The organism is Streptomyces sp. BoleA5 (assembly GCF_000373665.1).
Classification (GTDB): Bacteria; Actinomycetota; Actinomycetes; order Streptomycetales; family Streptomycetaceae; genus Actinacidiphila.
In genome coordinates, this window is record NZ_KB892091.1 from 173,930 (window position 1) to 195,914 (window position 21,985).

Here is a 21,985-nt window from a genome sequence, read left to right on the forward strand (position 1 = left end):
CGCCAGCAGGTGGCTGCGCTCCATGCAACCCCTCCTACGACAAGGCACACGCAGGCAACGAGCAGCCACACGCGGCGGCGCGGCCGGCGGCGCGGTACCGCTGTCGGGCCGGCACAAGAAGTACGCCCTGAAACGCCCTCCAGACGTACAGCGATGTTCTGCCAGATCCGCTCCGGGGGCCGAGTGAGCGGCTCACCAGCCGTAAACCGTCCCGCCCGCACGACGCGCCGCAGGGACTCAAGCTCTTCCAGGCACTTCTCGCACTGCCGCACATGGGCGCCGACGAGGAGTGTCTGCGCAGGCGTCGATTCGCCGAGCGCAAGGTCAGCAAGAACGCTGGTATCGACGTGCGTCATCGGTGCCTGCCCTCCGAGGCCAGCCAACCAGCGCGAAGCAGGCCGGTAATGTGGACCAGACCTGAAGGGTCGGCAGTCCTGTCATGGATTACTGCACAGCCTTCCTCCTGTCGGCCTGCTGCGGATGCACGGCAGATGCTCCTGGCCGCGACAGGAGTCGTCGCAGAATGCCGGCCGGTGCCGGCTCCAGCTGAACGAGACGGAGCCGCTGCTGAGGCAGTCCCTTGAGCCGCGGCCTTCCTCCAGCCACACGCAGAGTGTGACGTCACGACATCACTGATGAAGTGCGACTGCCTGGAGCCTGTGCCGCAGGCGGATAAGGCCGCGTCGGGCATGGCTCTTGACCGTGCCCAGGGCCAGACCGGTCCGCTCCGCGATCTGGCTGTGGGTGAGGTCGTCGTAGAAGGCCAGGCGGATCACCTCTCGCTGCGGAGCGGGGAGCCTGGCGAGTTCGTATTCGACGAGAACCTGGTCGATGATCTGATCGGCCAAGGCGGGAGGCGCGGGTACGGCCACGACTGTGGCCACGGCATCGGCCAGGTAGCGCCTTCTCGTGCGCGCACTCAGCGCGTCCGCGATCTTCTTCTTGGCGATGCCCACGAGCCAGGCGGGTAGTGCCGCGCGCTCGGCACGATAGGTGTGGCGTCCACGCCATGCGCCGAGGAAGACCTGCTGAGTCACGTCTTCGGCCTCTGTGGGGTCTCCGAGGGCGCGGGTGGCGAGAGAGTAGATCAGGCTTCCCCAGCGGTGATAGGCAGCGGCAAGGTATCGCTCGTCACCGCGTGTGATACCGGCGGCCAATTCCTCGTCCGCCAGCTGTTCGCCGGACAGGCCCGCAGCGGCCGGAGCCCAGGCCGTGGATGCCGCGCCGGCAAGGACGCTGTCGCGGGTATCCGTCAGAGCAGTCATGTGATCCCTCCGCAGGTGGGCCGGTTGCATCGCGCAGGCTCGCATCACGATCCGGCAGTGACCATGGCAATCCGAAAACGCGGAAGACACAACTCGCATCGTTTGTGCGTCGTATTCTGGAGGGGTGACTACAGACACGGGCGAAGGTCGCGAGACCGCGGACATCACTGCACACGGCGGGCTCAGCACGGGTGCCGTGGCGCGGCGGCTGGGTGTGGCCCCGACCACCGTCCGATCGTGGGACCGTCGCTACGGCCTCGGGCCCGCATCACGTGAGGGCGGAAGGCATCGTCGCTGGTCAGCGCGCGACATCGCCGTCCTGGAGCGCATGTGCAGCCTTACGGCAACAGGAGTACCTCCGGGCGAAGCGGCCCGGCAGGCACTCGCCGAGGACCGCCCTCGTCGAACCCATGAAGCGGCACCGGCGCAGTCGCCCGCTCCCGAGATCAGACCAGGGGCGCCGGGCGGCCACGGTTTGCCCTTGGGCAAGGTGCGGGCAGAGTGCCGCGGCCTGGCCCGTGCAGCTGTGCGTCTGGACAGTCCGGAGGTGGAGCGACTCCTGGCCGCTGCGCTCGCTGACCTGGATCTGGTCGAGGCATGGGATGAGATCATCATCCCTGCCCTGCGCGCCGTGGGCCGCAAGTGGGCGTCCTCCGGCGAACGCTACGTGGAGGTCGAGCACCTGCTGTCCTGGCATGTCTCCACCGCGCTGCGGCGGGTCACCGCTCAGGGCGGGCCAAGACCGGGCGGCCGGCCGGTGCTGCTGGCCTGTGCACCCGGCGAGCAGCACACCCTGCCGCTGGAGGCAGTGGCTGCCGGACTCTCACAGCGCAGTGTCCCGGTGCGCATGTTCGGAGCCGCCGTTCCTGCCGGCGCGTTGATTGAGGCTGTCCGCCGGGTGGGACCGGTGGCCGTGGTGGTGTGGTCACAGGGCGGGTCGACCGCACAGCGTGACTTGGCAGCGGTGCTGTGCGCCAGTGAGTGGGGGGTCAGCGGAGCCCGGACGGCTCCTGCGGTAGTCCTCGCGGGACCGGGCTGGGCTACGCATGCCAGACACCTTGGCGGCAGTCTCCGCCCCCACAGCCTGAAGGACGCGCTCGATCTGCTCACGGGACTGGGTACGTCCTGAGTCCGGTCCGGCCGCACAAGAGGCGGGCGCATCCATGCGGCGCCTCCGAGGTGAACAGCAATACACCCAGCAAACGCGAAGGACTGGTAACGGAGCCGGGAGGTCAGCGTGCGTATCCAGGGTGCCCGGATTCTCGTGGCGGGAGCAACCGGCGTGATCGGCACTGCCCTTGCAGACGCCCTCTACAGTGCGGGAGCACACCTGGCTGTCGCGGGGCGCAGTGCTCCGCGGCTGGCGGACCGGGCATGCCGCTGGGGCGAATGTCCGGCCCTGGGCTTCAACGCCTACGACCTCGCATCGTGCGCCGCGCTTCCGGGAAAGGCGTCGCAGCGGTTGCAGGGCCTGGACGCCGTGTTCACGGCCTTCGGGGCAGTTGCCTTCGGGCCGGTCCAAAGCGTCGGTGATGAGATCGTTCAGCATCTGATGACGGTGAACGCTCTGGCCCCCATGGCTGTCCTGCGCGAAGCTCTCCGGCATCTGGGGTCCGGTGGCGTGATGGGAGCGGTCACCGGAACAGTGGTGGACCGCCCGCAGCCAGGGCTGGCTGCCTACTGCGCCTCAAAGGCCGCGCTGAGTACCTGGCTCACCGCCGTTCGAGCCGAGCAGCGCTCTCGCGGCGTGACAGTGCTGGACGTGCGGCTGCCGCACCTGGACACAGGATTCGCGGACAGGGCGGTGGTCGGCAGACCACCGCCGTTGCCGCCCGCGGCCGACCTCTCCAGCGCGGTACGCCGGATCATCGGCGCGATGGCCACGACGGGAGACGTGGTACGGCCTCAGTTGCCTGTCAGCCCGTAGGCGGTTCCGCAGAGGTCTTTGCATCCGGCACGCCTGGGGCGACGGAAGGACCAGTGATCGCGGTCATCCCGCGTACCGCTCCGGAGGGACTGCCGTGCACCGAGCCGACACCGCTGATGTCGTCATCGTGGGAGCAGGCGCCGCTGGTTTGTCCCTCGCACGTCGCCTGACACGTCCGCAGGAGTCATCCAACGCAACGCCCTCTTTGATCCTCGTGGAGCCACCGGCTGGGTCGTCCGTGCGGTCCGCATCGCGTACTTGGTGCTTCTGGGACGACGACCCCGGTGAGTACGACGACCTCGTCACTGCCAGTTGGCGGCACATGCGCATCACCAACCGCGACGGGTCGAGCACAACGGCAGCTCTCCCCCGCGCCTACAAGATGATCCGATCGGCCGATTTCCTCCAGCACATCGGCACCGAGCTGCGTGATCGGACCGAGGTGCGGTCGCTGGAGGCGACGGTCACCGCAGTCCGCGACGTCCCGGGGGGCGCCGAGGTAAGCGGGGTGGACGCTGCGGGGCGGAGCGTGCGGCTCACCGGCCGCTGGGTCTTCGATTCCAGGCCGCCTCGGGAACTGCCCGCCGCGCGGACCGCGTTGCTGCAGCACTTCCGGGGCTGGTTCGTCACCACACAGGCGGAGCGCTTCGATCCGGCTGTCGCCGATCTGATGGACTTCCGCACAGGGCAGCCCGACCGGGGTCTCTCCTTCGTCTACACGCTGCCGATCAGCACCCGTCAGGCACTCGTGGAGTACACGGAGTTCTCCGCCGCGCCGCTGTCCGAGGCGGCTTACGACTCGGCACTCGATCACTACGTACGCCGCGTACGCCCTCTCGGCCCGTTCGTCGCCACAGCGGTGGAGCAGGGTGTCATCCCCATGACCGATGGCTTCTTTCCGCGCCAGGTGGGCCGCAGAGTGTTCCGTATCGGCGTCGCCGGAGGAGCAACTCGTCCATCGACAGGCTATGCCTTCGCTGCGATCCAGCGGCAATCGGCCGCCGCCGCTCGGGCCCTGCACGCCGGCCGCACTCCCCTGCCCACCATGCCTCATACGGCACGGCACCGGCTGATGGACGCCGTCATGCTGCGCGCCCTGGCGACCGGCCGGGTCGGGGGGGCCGCCTTCTTCGAGGAACTTTTCCGCCGCAACCCCGCCGAGCGGGTTGTGCGGTTCCTGGACGGTGCTTCGTCTCTGCGTGACGAGTGGGCCATCGGCTTGAGTACCCCGGTCATGCCCATGCTGCGCTCCCTGGCGGAACTACCCTTGCTTCCCCGTCGAAAGGCCACGAAGTGTTCCTGACCCGCCCCTACCGTACGGCCCACCGCGGCCGGGACCGCCGAGCGGTACTGTGGCCGGCCACCGAAGGCATCCCCTGCGCGCCCTCACCTGGTCCCCGAGTGGCTGTCGTAGGCGGCGGCATCGCCGGCCTGACCGCCGCCACCGCCCTGGCCGAGCGAGGCGTTCGAGTCGACCTGCTGGAACAGGACAGCGCGCTCGGCGGCCGGGTCTCCGGATGGCCGACGACACTGGCGGACGGTTCGACAGCCACTATGAGCCGAGGCTTCCACGCCTTCTTCCGTCAGTACTACAACCTGCGGCAACTGTTGCGCCGCACCGACCCGAACCTGAGCACGCTGCGTCCGCTCGCCGACTACCCCCTGCAGCGCGGCAAGGCCCGTGACAGCTTCCGCCATGTGCCCAGGACACCCCCATGGAGCGTACTGGGCTTCGTCGCGCTCAGCCCGAGCTTCACCTGGTCGGGACTGGCCGGAATGAATCCCCGCCAGGCGCTGGGCCTGCTGGACGTCCGTGTCCCCGAGGTGTACGAACGGCTCGACCACATCAGCGCGGCCGAATATCTGGACCGGGTCCGATTCCCCGAGGATGCCCGGCACCTGGCGTTCGAGGTCTTCTCCCGCAGCTTCTTCGCCGATCCTCACCAGTTGTCGGCCGCCGAACTGGTCTTGATGTTCCACATCTACTTTCTCGGCTCTTCCGAGGGCCTGCTGTTCGATGTGCCACGCGAGCCGTACCCGCAGGCTCTGTGGGATCCACTGGCCGCATACCTGTCCAAGCTCGGAACCACCGTCGAGACCGGTACTCGGGTCGTTGCGGTCCGGCCCGACGGGAACGGCTTCCGCGTGACCCGCACCTGTGCGGCGGACTCACCCGGCGCACCCCCTCGGGAGGAGCCGTACGACGGCGTCGTGCTCGCTGTCGACAGCGGCGGGCTGCGGAGGGTGATCGCCGCCTCCCCGGATCTGCTGGATGCAGACTGGCGCGCTCGCGTCGAGAGGCTACGCCAGGCACCGCCTTTCCTGGTCTCCCGATACTGGCTGGACCGCCCGGTCCGCGCCGACCGGCCGGGTTTCCTCGGAACCAGCGGGTACGGGCCCGTCGACAACATCAGCGTACTCAACCGGTGGGAGGGCGAAGCGGCCCGTTGGGCCGCGGCTACCGGCGGCTCCGTGGTGGAACTCCATGCCTACGCCGTCGACCCCACGGCCGAGCAGGGCGCCGTGGAGGCCGCGATGCTGCGAGAGCTCGTCCAGGTCTACCCTGAATGCGCTGACGCGCGCGTGATCGACGTGCGCCATGAGTGGCGGAGTGACTGCCCGCTCTTCCCTGTCGGAGGCTACGCCGACCGGCCCGGCGTCCGCACCGGCCACCCGCGGCTGGTGCTCGCCGGTGACATGGTGCGATCGACACTCCCAGTCGCACTGATGGAACGAGCTGCTACCACCGGCTTCCAGGCCGCCAACGCGCTCCTGGAAAGCTGGGGCATCCTCGGCCACCCCTTGTGGTCCGTACCGATACAGGGACGGTACGCCGGCATGCGGGCGCTGGCCCGGCTCGGCTGAGCCCCAGTAACCGGCCCAGGTTCCCTCGCGCGCCGGGGCGAGCGGGCGCACCCGCACGATCAGGCTTCGCCACGACGGCAATCCGCACCGCACGGCAACCGCGGTCAGGAACGATCGAAGGTCTGCTCTCTCCCTCCCATCTGTCACCAGATGGCCTTGCAGCCAGGCATGGAGGGTCGGGTGTGCGGGCAACACACTGCGTGAGAAATCGCCGCATCCGGCGGACGGGGCTGCTCGGAAGAAAGAAGTGTCGGGTTCTCACAGGAGGCCTCTGTGTCGCCTTGTGGTGGCGACGAGCGCAGATCTCGCTCATCGTTGGCGCCGCCGGGCCGGGGGACCCGGGCACAGGATGAATCCCGGGAGCTGCCCCATGCACGTCGCGGTTGTGCTGTTCACGTCCGACCTTCGCTTGCACGACCACCCCCCGCTGAGCGCGGCTGTCAGGTCGAACTCGTTCGTGGTGCCACTGTTCGTGCGCGACGCGGGCATCTCGGCAGTCGGCTTCGACGCTCCCAACCGCCGGGCTTTCCTGGCCGACTGCCTGCAGGATCTCGATCAGGGGCTGCGGAGACGCGGTGGGCGGCTGATCCTGCGCACGGGCGAGGTCGTGGAGCAGGTCTGCAAGGTGGTCGCCGATGCCGAAGCGGACGAAGTGCACATGGCCGCAGGGGCAAGCGCCTACGCCCGGGCACGCGAGGAGCGGCTTCGTCGCGCTCTGGAGCGCGAGGGAACCCGGCTGTACGTCCATGAGGCCGTGACGACTGCTCTCGCTCCCGGCGCGGTGACACCTTCCGGTTCTGATCACTTCGCGGTGTTCACTGCATACTTCCGTCGCTGGTCGCAGCGTGACATCCGAACGACGCTGGGCGCCCCCCGCAGGGTTCAGGTTCCCGTCGGCATTCACTCCGAGAACCTTCCTGAGCGCAAGGACGTCACCGGTGTCTCGCCGGGCCTTGCGTCGGGGGGCGAGGAGGAGGGGCGCCGGGGAATGGCGTCGTGGTTGGGAAACGGAATCGCGCGGTACGAGGAACGACACGATGGTTTGGCGGCCGACGCAACCTCCCGGCTGTCCGCGCACCTGCACTTCGGAACGCTTGCCGCCGCCGAGCTCGTTCATCGTGCGCGCTCGACGGGCGGGGAGGGTGCGGAAGCGTACGTGCGGCAGTTGTGCTGGCGCGACTTCCATCACCAGGTCCTGGCAGCGCGGCCTCTTGCGGCAGTGGCGGACTACCGGACGAGGGGGGATCGCTGGCGTTCGGAGGGCGCGGCCGAGGAGGACCTTCAGGCATGGAAGGAGGGGCGAACCGGCTATCCGCTGGTCGACGCAGCGATGCGGCAGTTGCGTCATGAGGGCTGGATGCACAACCGCGGCCGGCTGATCACGGCGAGCTTCCTGACCAAGACGCTCTACATCGATTGGCGGGTGGGCGCTCGGTACTTCCTCGAGTGGCTGGTGGACGGTGACGTGGCGAACAATCAGCTCAACTGGCAGTGGATTGCGGGTACGGGTACGGACACCCGCCCCAACCGGGTGCTCAATCCGGTACGTCAGGGTCTGCGGTACGACGCGGAGGGCGCCTACGTTCGCCGTTGGGTGCCGGAGCTGGAAGGGCTCGAGGGGTCCGGGGTGCACCAGCCGTGGAAGCTGCCTGAGGCACGGCGTGCGCTGTGCGACTATCCGGATCCCGTCGTTGGTCTCGCTGAAGGACTGGAGCGATTCCGGCTGGGACGGGGACTGGAGTAACAGATCCAGCCGTCGTGCGACTGCATCTTGATGCTCAGCCGTGCAGAGCCTTCTCCGCTACCGGCGGCACGGTGCGGGCGACTTCGTCTCCAAGCCGCTCGAACTCTCTCTTCATGAAAGCGTCGGCGAGCCGAGCCAGACCGGAGTTCCGAGCTCCCACCGGACCGTTTCACCGAAGCCGGCAAGGTGAGCGATCACGTCCAGCACGGGCGGACGGATGACGAACGAACGTCGCACGTGAACCATGCCACTCCCCTTTTCCGAGGGACACCGCACCTACCCGAGGCAACTGCTCACACACCATGGGAGCCCCTGCCCGAAGGAACGGTGGTGAACACTCCTACGGCGCATCCGCGGAGATGGGTGGTGCGGAAGAAGGCGAAAGAGCCCGTCACACTTCCGGAGGATCGTGATGTGCCCAACCGGGGCAATCGAACGCGTGCCGGCCAGCGGGCGGACTGCCGTCACCGGCACTCCGTGCGGGGCAGTCGACGCCGACGTCGCCGGCTGCGTCGGCCAGGAGCTCGCGGTTCTACTCGACGAGCAACTGACGCACGCCGCTTGCCTGGACGATGTCTTCGCACGGGATGTTGCCCGCCCGATCGCGCAGTTCACCCTTGAAGGCGGTCGTCGCACTCGTGCACGACTGCTCTGGTGGGCGATGAGGGCCTGCGGGGGCGGGAGCGCCGAGACCGCCTCGGCGCTACGCATGGCCGCAGCGATCGAACTCATCCAGACCTGTGCGCTCGTCCAGGACGATGTCATGGATGGCTCACCGCAGCGGCGTGGACGAGCGTCGTTTCATGCGCAGGTGGCGGAGGAGTACCGGCATGTGACCGCAGGCGCGAGCCGCGCGGCGTCATTCGCCGCCTCGGCGGCGATCCTGGCCGGTGATCTGGCCCTGTCCTGGGCCGACGACATCGTGGCGGCTACCGACTTCCCCCGGGGGTCGAGGCGGCAGGTGCTCGAGATGTGGCGCTGTCTCCGCACCGAAATGGTGGCCGGCCAGTATCTGGACCTGCACAACCAGGTGACGGGTTCGCGGTCCGTCATCCGGTCCTTGCAGGCTGCGCGGCTGAAGACCGCGCTCTACTCGGTTGAGCGTCCCCTGGCGTTCGGCGCAGTGATCGCGGGCGCGAACGCCGCGACGCTGCACGGACTGCGGTGCGCCGGTCGGTACGCGGGCATAGCTTTCCAGCTCAGGGATGATCTCGACAGCGTCTTCGGCGACTCACTGCTGACCGGGAAGGAGTCCGGGGAGGACATCAGAGCCGGAAAGCTCACCTACCTGATCGCAGTAGCCCGCGCCCGTGCAGAGGCACAGCGAAACACCTACGTCCTGTCCGTCCTCGACAGTGCGGTCGGCAACACCTCACTCTCTTCATCGGATCTGCGGCAGGTTCGGGACGCCCTCGCCGACTGCGGGGCCCTGCAGGCGGTGGAACAACGCGTGGCGCGGCTCGGCCGCCGCGCTGCCCGGCACTTGAGCGCCCTTGACCTGGACGGGACCGCCTCGGAACGGCTGGCGGAGCTACTGCACGCCGTCATGGCCTTCGAGCCGACCGCACGAGGAGTACAGGAGGACGACGGTGCGAGGTCCGAGCTCGTCGCATCCGTTGCCCACGGAGGTGGCCGATGAGGACCGTCGGTGGCCGCACGGATCACGTGGTCGTCGTCGGGGCCGGTCTGGCCGGTCTGTCGGCGACCTTGCATCTGCTGGGTGCGGGGCGGCGTGTGACGGTTGTCGAGCGCGACCGACTGCCTGGGGGGCGGGCAGGCCGCATCGTGCAGGGGGGATACCACTTCGACACGGGTCCGACCGTGCTGACGATGCCGGACCTCGTACAGGATGCATTCGCCGCCGTGGGCGACTCGCTCAGTGAGCGTCTGAAGCTGATCGCACTGCACCCGGCCTACCATGCTCGCTTCTCCGATGGCAGCGCACTTCAGGTGCACACCGACGCCGAGGCCATGGAAGCGGAGGTGGAGCGCTTCGCCGGCGGCAGGGAGGCGCTGGGCTACCGCCGGCTGCGCAGCTGGCTGCAAGAGCTCTACGGGGCCCAGATGAGACGTTTCATCGACACGAACTTCGACTCGCCCCTGGCCCTGCTGAACTCGGACCTCGCACGGCTCGCGGCCCTGGGTGGCTTCAGTCGCCTGGATGCCAAAATCGGGCGCTTCATCACCGACGAACGCCTGCAGCGAGTGTTTTCCTTCCAGTCGCTGTACGCCGGGGTGGCACCGTCACGTGCGCTGGCGGCATACGCGGTGATCGCCTACATGGACACGGTGGCCGGGGTGTACTTTCCCGCCGGTGGGATGCACGCCCTTCCCCGTGCCATGGCCGAAGCCGCCGCGGATGCAGGTGCCGAATTCCGCTACGCGCACCATGTCACCCACCTGGAACGTACCGGTGACAGGATCACCGCCGCCGTCACCGACCAAGGGCGCATCCCGTGCGACGCGGTCGTTCTCACCCCTGACCTGCATGTCACGTACCGTCTGCTGGGCCGTAGCCCCCGGCGCCCCCTGGGCCTGCGCCGCGCGCCGTCCGCGGTCGTCCTGCACACCGGTGGTGGTCGCAGTTGGCCGGAGTTGGGCCATCACACACTGTCATTCGGGACCTCCTGGAAGCGCACGTTCCAGGAGTTGACCCGTACCGGTGACCTGATGAGCGATCCGTCCCTGCTGATCACCCGGCCTACGGCCAGCGACCCCGGTCTGGCTCCGGCCGGCAAGCATGTGCACTACGTGCTGGCGCCCTGCCCCAACACCGAAATCGGCCCCGGCCCCAGCCAGTGGGAAGAACTCGCTCCGCGCTACCGCCGGAGCATCCTGACAGAACTCGAGCACCGAGGGCTCACCGGATTCTCTTCGGCAATCGAGGAAGAGTGCCTCGTGACGCCGGCGGACTGGTCGCGGCAAGGACACGGCGCGGGCACACCGTTCTCCGTCGCACACACCTTTGCGCAGACCGGTCCATTCCGGCCTCGCAACCTCGTCAACGGAACGGCCAACGCCGTCCTGGCCGGCTGCGGAACCACTCCGGGTGTCGGCGTCCCCACCGTCCTGATCTCCGGCAAGCTCGCGGCCGCCCGCATCACCGGCGCCCACCCACGGTCTCGGACCGGCGGCCGCCCGGTCCAGGAAGGCAGCACCGCATGACGCGCCGCGAACTGGACGCCGCAGCAATCACCGATCCCCGTCTGCGCGCCGCCTACGACCGGTGTCGTCACCTCAACGCACAGCACGGCAAAACGTATTTTCTGGCAACGCGGCTTCTCCCGGTTCAGCATCGGCCCGCTGTCCATGCCCTGTACGGATTCGCCCGCTGGGCCGACGACATCGTCGACGACCTGGCCGTCGACGCAGGCCCTGCCGAGCGGGCACGGCGGCTTCAATTGCTGACGGCCCGTCTGCACGACGGCCTGCGCACCGGCCGCAGCAGCGAACCCGTGGTGATGGCCTTGGCCGACACTGCCACCCGATACGCCATCGACCATCGTCATTTCACGGACTTCCTCGAGTCCATGCACAGCGACTTGAGCGTTACGGACTACGCCACACTTGATGATCTGCACCGCTACATGCACGGCTCCGCGGCGGTCATCGGACTGCAGATGCTGCCGGTTCTGGGCACTACGGTCCCTCGCGAAGAGGCGGCACCGTACGCGGCCTCCTTGGGCGTTGCGTTCCAGCTGACCAATTTCCTCCGGGACGTGGGCGAGGACCTCGACCGTGGACGGGTCTACCTGCCCGCCGACCTCCTGGCGGCTCACGGCGCGAGCAGGGAACTACTGCAATGGAGCCGCGACACCGGCAAGGACGACCCTCGGATCACCGCGGCACTGCGAGCGGCGGCGAACCTCACCCATGACATGTATCGCCACGCCGCGCCTGGTGTGGACATGCTGGATCCGGTCGCACGGCCCTGCATACGTACCGCCTTCACCCTCTACCGCGACATCCTTGCGGCGATTGCCGATGATGGCTACGCGTCGGTCCACCGCCGTGCGATCGTCCCCCGGCGCCGTCGGGCCCGTGTGGCGCTGGATGGTCTGGTCCGGGTGACCGCGGCCCGGCTCACCGCCCCGCGGCGCGGCCCGCAACCCAATCGTCCCGATGCCCACGTCCCCGTATGGGAAGGCGAAACCGGATGACCTACCCCCCTCCCGCGCGCCGGCCACGGTCGCCGCTGCGCCTGCGGAAGAACGCCACCTCCTGGGAGCGTCAGCAACCGACCTGGCGCGATGCCAAGCCCGCACTGATCGACGCCTCCCTGAAACGGGCCCTGGCCCGCCCGTCAGGCAACTGGTACGTACTCGGCGACAGTCGTGACATCAGGCCTGACAGCAGCTTCGGCCAGACCGTGGCAGGGGTCGAGGTGGTCGCCTGGCGGAACGAAAGGGGTGACCTGGTCGTAGGCCCGGGAGCGTGCCCCCATCTGGGTGCTCCCCTCCGAGACAGCCCTGTGAGCTGCGGCACCCTCGTCTGCCACTGGCACGGCCTGTCACTGGACGGGCGGCCTTTCGCCGGCTGGGAGCCCTATCCCAGCTTCGACGACGGCCTGCTCGCCTGGGTGCGGCTCGACGACATCGGAGGCGAGCAGCCCCTGGATCAGCCGGTGCTGCCGACCCGCCCTCCCTTGGCCGGCGCCGTAGCCGGCGTCTATACCGGCCAAGGGGTCTGCGAGCCCGATGACATCGTGGCCAACCGGCTCGATCCCTGGCACGGCGCATGGTTCCACCCCTACTCCTTCGCGGACCTGACGGTACGCGACCAGCCCGCCACGGCAAGCGAACCTGGCTCCGCCACGGACGACGCACTGATCGTCGACGTGTCCTTCAAGATCGCCGGACGGCTGGTCGCTCCGGTCACGGCCGTGTTCACCGCACCGGATCCGCGCACCGTCGTCATGCACATCACGGAAGGGGAAGGCGCCGGTTCCGTGGTCGAAACCCACGCCACCCCTGTGGGAGCGGATGTTCACGGACGCCCGCGCACAGCAGTCATCGAGGCTGTCGTCGCTACCTCCGACCGTCGCGGCTTCGCCATGGCCCGCGTCATCACCCCGGTGTTGCGGCCGCTGGTACGAGCGGCCGCCGGTCGCTTGTGGCGGGACGATCTGGCTTACGCCGAACGCCGCTGGCAGCTACGGACCCGAGGCCGTTAGCCTCGTGCTTCCACGTGGTGGAGCGGCGAGAAGCGAGGTCTTGACGTTCTGCGCGTCGATCACGCAGGCCATTGTCGGGCCGGGCGAGGACGACAGCTGGGCAACGTCCACCAAGGAGCTGCACGGTACGCTGCACGAACTGCTCCTGACAGTCGGCGAGGTGACCACCACCGAAGTCAAGGACGAGGCCCGCGTGGCCGCGCAGCACGACGGCGCCTCCGCACAGATCTTCACCGGCCACATGACCATGAACGTCCTCCCGCACGGCCAAATCACCCACCAGGCCAACGGAAGGCTCGAGTCGATGAGCGCGACACCGACACTGCGGGACATCCGCGCGATGTCTACCCCCTGCCGGGGGTGCGCGGTAGCCGGGGTGGCACGTACAGGCACAGGCTGCCATGGCCTGGCCCGCGGATCCGCCATGGCGCCGGCATGCGCACGGCGCGGGGTAAGGATGTCCCCCATGCGCCGCAAGTTCCCGCGTCGTCATCAGCCACAAGCGGTGTGTCACTCGCGGAGCTCTCCGCACTACGGCAGGAGATCGAGCGGCGTAGCAATGCCGCACACATCAGCCCTCACCGATGCCGGAGGATCACGATGACATTGCGCACCTGCGTTCTGATGTCACCGGTTCTCCGGATTGTGGCCGCCGTCCGCAGGAGGGAGGGTGGTCTCGGGAGAGGCGCACCCGTGTCTCGGATGCGGCCGGGGCTTGGCAAGCGTGAAGCAAGTTGTCCGAGTCCGGAACCGGCGAAGACGGTCGCCGCCGAGGGATGGGTCGCACACCGATCCGGAATGCGGTGGACGACGCGAGATCGTCCACTCCGGGCAGGCGCACGGAGGTGTCGTACATGTCCGAGAAGAACTCAGTGCACGCGAGCCCTGCTGGAAATCACGAGGTCTCGCTGCCGCCTGAAGTCAAGTTGCTGCAGGACGTCACTCCGCCCTTCTTCCCCGAAGGCGCTTCGGGAATGACCATTCTCGTCGACTGGCCTCCCGGTCACCCCGGGCTCCCCCCGCACCGCCACTCGGGGCCCTCATTCGGCTACGTGATGGAGGGCGCGCTCCGGTTCGAACTCGAGGGTGAGCCGGAGCGTGTGATCAAGGCCGGTGGGACGTTCTGGGAGCCAGGCGGTGACGTGATCCACTACCAGGACGGCAACGCCCTGTCGGACGGACCGACCAAGTTCCTGGTGACCATGGTGTGCGCGCCGGGTCAGCCGATGCTCACTGTGGTCGACGAGGAGGAATTGAAGGAACGGGCGCACCTTCGCGCGCCTCGTCCCTCCGCGGGATGACGCCGGACAACGGCGGCGTCCAGCACGCGGGCGACGGCGCCGGAGGAGTTCTCCGGTCTCCAGGACCACGGCCTCCCGGGCCGGTTCCCTTCGCGACATATGGGGATGGCCTGCGGACCTTCCTGGCAGGACGCACAGGCGGGCGTCCGGCCGGCGGCGGCCGGCTCCTCGGCAAGAGCGGCGGAGGACGTCGTGGGTCTGCTCCGGATGCGCGGTTGCCGGCATCGCTGAGGAAGGAGGAGTGCGCGGCGACGCGGCTGCCCGATCCGCGCGGTGATCTCGGTGTACAGCGTTTGAGGGACGCGCCGGAAGCCGGGACCCGGCGGTAGGCGCCGTGGTCGGAGAAGCCGTCGCGGGACGATTGGTCGGCTGCATGGGTGTCCGTGCGGCGGCTTCCCTGAGCCGGTCACGGCGATCAATGCGGCCAGGGTCTTCCGTAGCGGCTTGGGCGGGGACGGCGAGGAAGTCATCTCCGACGCCCAGCAGCCCGGTCACGGCGCCGAGTCCGGCACTGGTGGCCGCTGAGCGGCCGGGCCCCGCGGCGCGCGGGCGCGCGAGCACGAGCCGTCCCAGTTCCGCGCCTGCCCGACGCAGCTCGCTCAGTGCCCAGCAGCAACCCGGCTCGTCGCCCTCGTGCGTTCATGCCGGCGGCGGGCGCGGGCCTCCTCCGGCGGCCGATGCGCAGGCCCACCGCTTGCATGGCAGCCCTGACCGGTCGCCCGGCCGAACGCCCGCAGCCTCGGTCGTCACCCGACAGCGACGCTCTCGGCCACAGGCGTCGGCCATGCGGGTTGCGGGCACGGAAGCCAAGCGCGAGTGTTGAAGTGGAACACACGACCGAGCGTCAATCGGAGCGTGCCATGCAAGCGAGAAAGGTCGATCTGTACGCACGCGACCTGACCCAAGCACAGTGGGTCAAGAGCAGCGCGTGCCCCTACGGCTACAGGCCCCATTGCGTCGAGGTGGCCCACCTCGGCGAGGGGGCGGTCGCCATCCGTGACTCCGCCCACCGCGACCTGCCACCCCTGCGATTCACCGCAGAGGAATGGGCAGCCTTCCGAGACGGCGTCCGCGAGGGCGAATTCGGCTAGAACCCCACCATTGAAACCTGGGCCGGCAGCACGCACCTGCCGGCCCTACCCTGGGGATGCGTCCGGCCGATCATGTGACTACTCGGCGTCCGAATGGTGCCGCGCCGGCCTCCGACATCGAAGAACAGGAAGAACGGTCCTGCGGACCAGCGTCACCGGCGTCCGGCTCGCCATGAAGCACGAGACGGCCTCCATGAAAAACAACTGTGGCGGCACCATCGTCAACGTATCCGCCAACCTCGGCGCACAGCGACGGACTCCAAGGGCACCGCCCTGATCGTCGCCACCGGCCCACAGCACCGCAAGCTCGGCCTGCCGAACGAGGACGAACCGTCAGGCCAGGGCGTGTCGTACTGCGCCAGCCGTGACGGCTTCTTCTTCCGCTCCCGCGACATCGCCGTCATAGCGGCGGCGACACCGCCAGATCGGTGTGGCCGCGGATCCCATAACCACTGCCCTGGCCTACTCAGCCCCCTGCGGATGCTGCGGCCCTCCCAGGCAAAGGCGCAGACAGCCGACGGTATCGCCTGCATGGCGCCGGGGTAGGCGGTCGAACGTGTCTGCCGCCTACCCCTCCCATCCGGAGCGCGGACCGAACCCATGCCTTTTCGGCAGGTGTCACCCGTTGTTCTGTCGCCCGGCTCCACGCACGTCACTTGCTGGGGTAGAACGCGTTGATTTCTTCGATGATGCGCCGCGGAGCCTCTTCTGCCAGCCAGTGCCCAGAGCCGGCCACCTCCACACCGGTCGCGGAGGGTGAGGCGCCCTGCGCTCCGGCGAGCATCACGTCGAGGAATCCCTCCTCGCTGATCATCCTCACGGGAATGGTCAGCGGCTTCTGCTGCAATCGCTTGTTGTCGATCTCGTCCTGGTTCCAGTAGCGGTAGAACTCGAACCCGCCGTGGAGCACCTGCGGCCGCGAGTAGGTGCGGACGTATTCCTTGACGGCGCCCGGCGAGGGGACGGCATGAGGCGAGTGCGAGAACGTCGGGTAGAAATAGCCGAAGAACTGCTTCTCACGGCCGGTCACGAGCTGCTCGGCGAGCGGTGACTGCTGGTTGAACAGGAAGTGGAAGGACACGTTGCTGAAGTCAGCGAAGCGCAGGTTCTTGCCCACCAGAGGGAAGTCGATCATAAAGAGTCCACTGACCTGCTGACGGTATTCGGCGGCGAGGGGGTAGGCGACGCCGGCGCCGATGTCGTGGGCTACGAGCTCCACGCCGTGACGCTTGCCGATCCGGTCGAGCAGATCGTGCACGTAGGTCGCCATGGTCGTGGCGGCGTAGTTCGACGGGGCTCCGGTCGAGTCCCCCAGGCCGGGCAGGTCGACGGCTATGACCGTCCGCCCGGGAAGGAGCTTCGGCATGATCCCTCGGTATGCGTACCAGTTCTCGGGCCAGCCGTGCAGCAGGACCGTGGTTTGCGGGCCGCTGCCGCCGATGACGTAGTGCATCTGTATTCCGTCGACGGTGGTGAAGCAGTGACGGAATTCCTTGTTGAACGCCGCGTCCTTGCGGGTTGCGGAGTCATAGCCACGACTCTTCGGCCTCTCCGGAGTTGCGCAGGCCGGCGCGCGGGATGCGGACGACTTTCCGCCGGCAGCGGCGTTCGCAAGATTCGGGATGACCAGGGCGGCGAGGGCCACAAGACCAGCCAGGATCCCCAGGAGTCTTTTCTGATTTTTGTGCACGGAAGTACCTCGGTGTTTGCTGTTCTGCCCGGCCGCTGAGACGGCGGGCACTTGCGCACTACTCAAAGGCCGCGGCCCGGTTGACGCTCCGGCCCACCGACGTAGGCGCCAGTCCCGCATCGCGGTCATAGCCGTGGGGTGCGCCGCCAGGTGGATGCGCCCATTCGGGGCGCCAGTCATGGGGCTTGGGGGCTGGTGAGCGACGAAGCCGCTAATTCTTGACCTGTTCGTCCATAACGCTACCCCATATGGACGAACCGGTCAAAAAAGCGTGGACTGGCCACATGGCACGCCCTCGGTAGTTCGGCGAGCAGAACCGCGCCATGGCGCGGTTCTGGCCCGGCGGGGCACACGCATGGACGACCTTGCTGAGGCCACCGGCCTCAGCAAGGGGAGCCTTTCCGGCGCGTTCGGCGGGAATCAGCAGCTGCTCCACCGCGTGTTCGACGAGTCCTGCGGCTCAGTCCTCGACGCCACCGGCCAGCAGCTGCGCGACACGGACGAGGACGCGTAATCGCGACTGTCCGCGCACGTGCACGCGGCAGCGTCGGCGACCGCCGCGGACACCGCCCGCCGGGGCTGCGGCTGCCTGATGGCCAAGGGCACGGCCGAGCTGGCCGAACACGGCCCGATTGTGGCCGAACGGGCCCACGCCACCGTCGAGGCGTTGCACGCAGTACTCACGAGGACATCGCGGCCTGCCAGCGCAACGGCGACCTCGCCGCGGACGCGGACCCGGGCAAGCCGGCCGCACTGATGCTCGCCGTTCCGCGTGGCATCGAGGCACGGGGCAAAGCCGGGGCACGTCGCGATCGGAGCGAAGCCGGAGGCCGTGCGTGAGGACGGGGTAACGGCCGGCGTCCGGCAAGTCCGCAAGTTGCCCCCCGCACCGTCTCGAGTGCAGAGCCTCTCGCTCGGAATACTCGTACTCGGCTGGTCGACAGGCCTCGGCAGGGGGCCTGGGAAAGGCCGGCGGGGGATCGTCGGCGGCCTGTGTCGAGCGGAATCAGCAGGGTGGCTCTCCGCTCGCTCACGGCGCCCGCTTCCCGGCCGGGCATCCCACGTCGCCGGCGGGACGGCCGTGTGCCGGTCCGAGCCCGTCCTCGAGGGGATCAGTCGTGGGACAGGCGCGTGAAGATCTGAGTGGCCGCGCTGAGCAGGGCGAGGGCGCCGCCGAAGGCGAAGGCCGCCGGAGCGCCGTAGCCGTCGACGACCATGCCGCCGACGAGTGATCCCGCGGCGAGTGAGATCTGCAGCACGCTGACAAGGAGCGCCAGGCCGCTCTCGGGAGCGTCGGGGGTCGCGCGCAGGATCCACGTCTGCAGTGCCAGGGGCACCGCGCCGAAGGCCGCACCCCAGAGGAGGACGAGCACGACGACGGCGGGTGCGGCGCCCGTGAGGGTGTTGAGCAGGACGACCGTGGCGGCGAGCAGGACGGCCGCGGTGACGTAGACCGCGCGTAGGCTGCGACCGATGATCGCGCCGGCGGCGAAGTTGCCGGCCAGTCCTGCCACGCCGTATCCGAGGAGCACCAGCGTCACCGCGGACGAGCCGAAATGCGCCCGGTCTTCCAGGTAGGGGGTGATGTAGGTGTAGGCGGCGAAGTGCCCGAGGAACATCAGCGCGGTGGCCAGCAGGGCGATGCGAGCGGCGGGAATGCGCAAGGACGCCGTGAGCGTGGCCACGCGTATCGCGCCGGTGGGCGGCAGCGAGGGGAGTCGCAGTGTCAGAGCCGCAAGGGCGAGCAGAGCGGCGCCGGCGGCGATGAAGAACGCGGTTCGCCATCCGGCGAGGTGTCCCACGAGTGCGCCGAGCGGCAGGCTGACCACGGTGCCGGCGGAGATGCCGGCGGTGATCAGCGAACTGGCGCGGTGGACCGCTTCGGCGGGCACCAGCCGGGCGGCGACGCCGGCACCCATCGCCCAGAATCCGCCGACGGCGACGCCGAGGAGGATTCTGGCCACCGTCATCACCAGCATGTTGGGGGCCAGTGCCGCCACGACGTTGGAGGCCGTGAAGGACACCGCGAGCGCGATCAGGACCTTGCGCCGGTCGAGCTTTCCCGAGGCGATGGTGAGCAGAGGCGCTGTGACGGCTGCCGTCAGGCCGGGTACGACGACGACCAGGCCCACGGTGCCGACGGAGACGTGGAGGCTGGATCCGATCACGGGCAGGAGCCCGATCGGCAGGAACTCCGAGAGCACCAGCACGAAGGACATCAAGGCGACCGAGGCGACGGCCGGCCAGTTGCCCTGCGGCGAGGGTGCGGCGTGGCCTGCCGCTTCCAGCGGTTCCGGCGGGCCCACGACCGGTGCCGTGGTGGAGTGGTCACTCATGCTTCTTGTCTCCTGGAAGGATCGGGGGCCGTGGCCGGCCCGGGCCGCGTTGTTGCGCGGCGGCTGTGCCGCAACGGTGGGACGTGCGCGGCAGGGGTCAGCGGCGTGACCATGGAAACGAGGCGCGCGCTCGGCCCGGTGGATCGCCGGGCGGGTGACGCGCACCACACTCGCGCCGGTGACCTGCTGCGCCGTACCGGGCGGTGTCCGCCCGGTACGGCAGGGTCACGCGGCAGACGAATCCTGTCTTCCTGCAAGCGGAGGGCTCTATCGCCCCCCGCTGCGGAACGAGGGATCATTCAGATCTGGTTCAGCCCACCGTCGACGTACAGCTCGGTGCCGGTGACGAAGCTGCTCTGGTCGGACGCGAGGAAGAGAGCAGCCGCGGCTGCTTCGGCGGGCTCGCCCATGCGGCCGAGGGGAATCTGCTGCGCGAAGAAGGCGTGGAGCGACTTGGCCTCTTCCTCGTTGGGCGCCAGGCCGGTGAGTCCCGGGGTCTTGATCGGTCCGGGCACCAGGGTGTTGACACGAATACCACGGCCGCGCAGCTCGTTGGCCCAGGTGCGCGAGAAGGACCGGACGGCGGCCTTGGAGGCGGCATAGACGCCGAACGCCTCTCCGCCGGTGGTGGCGGCGGTGGAACCCGTCAGGATCACCGAGGCGCCGTCGTTGAGGAGCGGCAGTGCCTTCTGAACGGTGAACAGCGTCCCGCGGACGTTGATGTCGAACGTGTCGTCGAAGTGCTGCTCCGTCACCTGCTCCAGGGTCGCGAATTCCCCGCCCCCGGCGTTGGCGAAGAGCACGTCGATGCGGCGGCCCTGCTCGGCGATGACCGAGAAGAGCCGGTCGAGGTCGGCCGGGCTGGCTATATCTCCGCGGACGGCGGTGACATTCGCGCCGATCTCGGCAGCGGCCGCGTCCAGCGCATCCTGACGCCGGCCGGTGATGATCACGTGGGCGCCCTCGGCGGCGAAGCGCCGTGCCGTGGCCAGTCCGATGCCGCTGTTCGCCCCGGTGACCACGGCCACCTTGCCTGCGAGTACTTCCGTCATGACGCGCCACTCCTCCATAGTTTTTGACTGCTTCGTCCACAACATTAAGCGTTGTGGACGAAGCGGTCAAGAAAGCGTATGCTCACCTCATGGCACGACCTCGGAAGTTCGACGAGCAGCAGGTACTGGCGACCGCGCGGGAGCGGTTCTGGGCGGGTGGGTACGCGGGCACGAGCATGGACGACATCGCCGCCGCGACCGGCCTCGGCAAAGGCAGCCTGTACGGCGCGTTCGGCGGCAAGCAGGACCTCTTCCACCGCGTGTTCGACGACTACTGCAACTCGGTCATCGACGCCACGGCCCAGCAGCTGGGCGGCGACGACGACAAGAACGCGTACACGCGACTGTCCGCCCACGTCCACGCGGTGGCCGCAGCCACCGCCGCGGACACCGCCCAGCGCGGATGCCTGCTGGCCAAGGGCACCGCCGAGCTGGCCGAACACGACAAGACCGTGGCCGACCGTGCGCACACGGCCATCGAAGCACTCCACGCACTGCTCAAGGACGACATCGCCGCCTGTCAGCGCAACGGCGACCTCGACGCGAACGCGGACCCCGGACGACTGGCCGCGCTGGTGCTCTCCGTTCTGCGCGGCATCGAAGCACTGGGCAAGGCCGGAGCCGACGAGGAGATGCTGACGGACATCGCCCGCACCGCACTCGCCGTGCTGCCACGCCCCGCGAACTGACGGACCATCGGACCACGTCGTCAGGGTTGCGAGAAGGACAGGAGGGGCCGGTTTCCGTCCCGACCTGTCGTTCGTGTCAAAGGCCGCCGCCACGGAGAAGCGACGGGACCTGTCCAACACGGCGGTTGAGGCGCGCTCGCGACCACTCGTCACACGCGTCCATCGCCGATGACGTGCAGGACCGCGAGCGCCGTGGCGGCCACGGCGAACACCACAGGCACCGCCGCAACGGGAACCGGGTCCTTGGCACGGGCGTGGAATATCGCTGCCCCGGTCAGCTGCATCACCAGGCCGACCGCCGCCGCCACGCCGAGCGGCGGCCAGACCAGGCCGATCAGCAGTCCGACGATCGCGGCGACCTCGACAACCCCGATGAGGCGCGTGAGACCTGACGAGACGCCAAGGTGTGCCATCCGGTCACGCATCTGCACCTGACCCGTGAGTTTCGTTACGGCCAGGGCCCCGAGCACAGATACGAGAATGATGGTCAAGGCAATGATCGGAGCGCGCACGCGATGCCCTTCATGGAGATCCAAACGCGCACGTGCCCCAAGTACGGGCGTGAGCCCGTGAGACGGTGCGCCTTCATCTGCGGGGTTCCCTCGTCGGAGTCCGATGCCTTCGCCGAAGACGGCATCCTGGCAGGGCCAGGGCAAGCGATGCCTTCGCTCCAGCCTGAAGGGGCCGGCGTCCCCACGAATCCGAACAGTTGCCGATGAGCCTCGCAGTCCTACTCCCCCGCTGCACCGTTCTTTGAACGTCCCGGCTCGGGCAAGGTCTGTATCGCACGGCCGCTCACCTCGTGCGGCTCGATGCGGATCCACAGTTCGCGTACGCCGCCGGCCCGGGGCC

The 21,985-nt window shown here is 68.7% G+C and carries 19 protein-coding genes and 1 pseudogene; 15 read left to right on the forward strand and 5 right to left on the reverse strand.

Annotated elements, in window-relative coordinates:
• Nucleotides 1-629: 629 nt before the first annotated feature.
• Entirely contained in the window at nucleotides 630-1,265 is a 636-nt protein-coding gene (locus B085_RS0104720) for an RNA polymerase sigma factor (protein WP_018557409.1), read from the reverse strand.
• Between the two features lie 124 nt (nucleotides 1,266-1,389).
• Between B085_RS0104720 and B085_RS0104725 the strand changes: the two genes are divergently transcribed.
• From B085_RS0104725 to B085_RS50470, 13 genes and pseudogenes are all read left to right on the forward strand, one after another.
• The gene (locus B085_RS0104725) at nucleotides 1,390-2,394 is read left to right on the forward strand and encodes a B12-binding domain-containing protein (protein WP_026250676.1); all 1,005 of its coding nucleotides are present in this window, start codon (nucleotides 1,390-1,392) and stop codon (nucleotides 2,392-2,394) included.
• Nucleotides 2,395-2,502: 108 nt separating this feature from the next.
• Entirely contained in the window at nucleotides 2,503-3,192 is a 690-nt protein-coding gene (locus B085_RS0104730) for an SDR family NAD(P)-dependent oxidoreductase (protein ID WP_026250677.1), read from the forward strand.
• A 148-nt stretch (nucleotides 3,193-3,340) separates the two neighbouring features.
• Nucleotides 3,341-4,495: a lycopene cyclase family protein gene (locus B085_RS0104735; RefSeq protein WP_237497583.1), complete on the forward strand. Its 1,155-nt coding sequence runs from the start codon at nucleotides 3,341-3,343 to the stop codon at nucleotides 4,493-4,495.
• Nucleotides 4,486-6,057 carry an FAD-dependent oxidoreductase gene (locus tag B085_RS0104740; protein ID WP_106434826.1) on the forward strand — a complete coding sequence of 524 codons (1,572 nt, stop codon included), beginning with the start codon at nucleotides 4,486-4,488 and terminating at the stop codon, nucleotides 6,055-6,057. The genes B085_RS0104735 and B085_RS0104740 overlap by 10 nt, the downstream gene beginning before the upstream one ends.
• A gap of 370 nt (nucleotides 6,058-6,427) precedes the next feature.
• Nucleotides 6,428-7,801, forward strand: coding sequence for a cryptochrome/photolyase family protein (locus tag B085_RS0104745; protein WP_018557414.1), 1,374 nt, complete (start codon nucleotides 6,428-6,430; stop codon nucleotides 7,799-7,801).
• A 439-nt stretch (nucleotides 7,802-8,240) separates the two neighbouring features.
• Nucleotides 8,241-9,440 (forward strand): polyprenyl synthetase family protein, encoded by a 1,200-nt coding sequence (locus B085_RS41240; protein ID WP_018557415.1) that lies wholly within the window; start codon nucleotides 8,241-8,243, stop codon nucleotides 9,438-9,440.
• Nucleotides 9,437-10,966 (forward strand): phytoene desaturase family protein, encoded by a 1,530-nt coding sequence (gene crtI, locus B085_RS0104755; protein WP_018557416.1) that lies wholly within the window; start codon nucleotides 9,437-9,439, stop codon nucleotides 10,964-10,966. Before B085_RS41240 ends, crtI begins: the two co-directional genes overlap by 4 nt.
• Nucleotides 10,963-11,961 carry a phytoene/squalene synthase family protein gene (locus B085_RS0104760; RefSeq protein WP_018557417.1) on the forward strand — a complete coding sequence of 333 codons (999 nt, stop codon included), beginning with the start codon at nucleotides 10,963-10,965 and terminating at the stop codon, nucleotides 11,959-11,961. Before crtI ends, B085_RS0104760 begins: the two co-directional genes overlap by 4 nt.
• On the forward strand, nucleotides 11,958-12,974 hold the full coding sequence (locus B085_RS0104765; RefSeq protein WP_026250680.1) for a DUF5914 domain-containing protein: 1,017 nt from the start codon (nucleotides 11,958-11,960) through the stop codon (nucleotides 12,972-12,974). The genes B085_RS0104760 and B085_RS0104765 overlap by 4 nt, the downstream gene beginning before the upstream one ends.
• Before the next feature lie 40 nt (nucleotides 12,975-13,014).
• Complete coding sequence (locus B085_RS49125) at nucleotides 13,015-13,578, forward strand: hypothetical protein (RefSeq protein WP_158689657.1); 564 nt, start codon at nucleotides 13,015-13,017, stop codon at nucleotides 13,576-13,578.
• A 250-nt stretch (nucleotides 13,579-13,828) separates the two neighbouring features.
• Nucleotides 13,829-14,275, forward strand: a complete 447-nt coding sequence (locus B085_RS0104770) for a cupin domain-containing protein (protein WP_026250681.1) — start codon at nucleotides 13,829-13,831, stop codon at nucleotides 14,273-14,275.
• Nucleotides 14,276-15,135: 860 nt separating this feature from the next.
• Nucleotides 15,136-15,366: a DUF397 domain-containing protein gene (locus tag B085_RS0104780; RefSeq protein WP_026250682.1), complete on the forward strand. Its 231-nt coding sequence runs from the start codon at nucleotides 15,136-15,138 to the stop codon at nucleotides 15,364-15,366.
• Between the two features lie 243 nt (nucleotides 15,367-15,609).
• Nucleotides 15,610-15,788: pseudogene (locus tag B085_RS50470) on the forward strand (thioredoxin-disulfide reductase); the annotation flags it as partial.
• A 230-nt stretch (nucleotides 15,789-16,018) separates the two neighbouring features.
• Here B085_RS50470 and B085_RS41250 read toward each other — a convergent pair.
• Entirely contained in the window at nucleotides 16,019-17,056 is a 1,038-nt protein-coding gene (locus B085_RS41250; protein WP_234018495.1) for an alpha/beta fold hydrolase, read from the reverse strand.
• 355 nt (nucleotides 17,057-17,411) lie between these two features.
• Between B085_RS41250 and B085_RS50475 the strand changes: the two genes are divergently transcribed.
• Nucleotides 17,412-17,570 (forward strand): hypothetical protein, encoded by a 159-nt coding sequence (locus B085_RS50475; protein WP_018557422.1) that lies wholly within the window; start codon nucleotides 17,412-17,414, stop codon nucleotides 17,568-17,570.
• Nucleotides 17,571-18,168: 598 nt separating this feature from the next.
• Here the strand turns inward: B085_RS50475 and B085_RS0104795 are convergent.
• Both B085_RS0104795 and B085_RS0104800 read right to left on the reverse strand, forming a co-directional pair.
• Nucleotides 18,169-19,392, reverse strand: a complete 1,224-nt coding sequence (locus tag B085_RS0104795) for an MFS transporter (protein WP_018557423.1) — start codon at nucleotides 19,390-19,392, stop codon at nucleotides 18,169-18,171.
• Nucleotides 19,393-19,691: 299 nt separating this feature from the next.
• Nucleotides 19,692-20,444: an SDR family oxidoreductase gene (locus B085_RS0104800; protein ID WP_026250683.1), complete on the reverse strand. Its 753-nt coding sequence runs from the start codon at nucleotides 20,442-20,444 to the stop codon at nucleotides 19,692-19,694.
• Nucleotides 20,445-20,533: 89 nt separating this feature from the next.
• Between B085_RS0104800 and B085_RS0104805 the strand changes: the two genes are divergently transcribed.
• Nucleotides 20,534-21,133 carry a TetR/AcrR family transcriptional regulator gene (locus tag B085_RS0104805; RefSeq protein ID WP_018557425.1) on the forward strand — a complete coding sequence of 200 codons (600 nt, stop codon included), beginning with the start codon at nucleotides 20,534-20,536 and terminating at the stop codon, nucleotides 21,131-21,133.
• A gap of 149 nt (nucleotides 21,134-21,282) precedes the next feature.
• Here B085_RS0104805 and B085_RS0104810 read toward each other — a convergent pair whose 3' ends face one another.
• Nucleotides 21,283-21,624, reverse strand: coding sequence for a DoxX family protein (locus B085_RS0104810; RefSeq protein WP_199789148.1), 342 nt, complete (start codon nucleotides 21,622-21,624; stop codon nucleotides 21,283-21,285).
• Nucleotides 21,625-21,985: the final 361 nt, after the last annotated feature.

Bases quoted from the DNA above. Each gene is read 5' to 3' on its own strand.
- B085_RS0104720 (WP_018557409.1), bottom strand. From the start codon at position 1,265: ATGACTGCTCTGACGGATACCCGCGACAGCGTCCTTGCCGGCGCGGCA.
- B085_RS0104745 (WP_018557414.1), top strand. From the start codon at position 6,428: ATGCACGTCGCGGTTGTGCTGTTCACGTCCGACCTTCGCTTGCACGAC.
- crtI (WP_018557416.1), top strand. From the start codon at position 9,437: ATGAGGACCGTCGGTGGCCGCACGGATCACGTGGTCGTCGTCGGGGCC.
- B085_RS0104760 (WP_018557417.1), top strand. From the start codon at position 10,963: ATGACGCGCCGCGAACTGGACGCCGCAGCAATCACCGATCCCCGTCTG.
- B085_RS0104765 (WP_026250680.1), top strand. From the start codon at position 11,958: ATGACCTACCCCCCTCCCGCGCGCCGGCCACGGTCGCCGCTGCGCCTG.
- B085_RS0104770 (WP_026250681.1), top strand. From the start codon at position 13,829: ATGTCCGAGAAGAACTCAGTGCACGCGAGCCCTGCTGGAAATCACGAG.
- B085_RS0104780 (WP_026250682.1), top strand. From the start codon at position 15,136: ATGCAAGCGAGAAAGGTCGATCTGTACGCACGCGACCTGACCCAAGCA.
- B085_RS50475 (WP_018557422.1), top strand. From the start codon at position 17,412: ATGGACGACCTTGCTGAGGCCACCGGCCTCAGCAAGGGGAGCCTTTCC.
- B085_RS0104795 (WP_018557423.1), bottom strand. From the start codon at position 19,392: ATGAGTGACCACTCCACCACGGCACCGGTCGTGGGCCCGCCGGAACCG.
- B085_RS0104800 (WP_026250683.1), bottom strand. From the start codon at position 20,444: ATGACGGAAGTACTCGCAGGCAAGGTGGCCGTGGTCACCGGGGCGAAC.
- B085_RS0104805 (WP_018557425.1), top strand. From the start codon at position 20,534: ATGGCACGACCTCGGAAGTTCGACGAGCAGCAGGTACTGGCGACCGCG.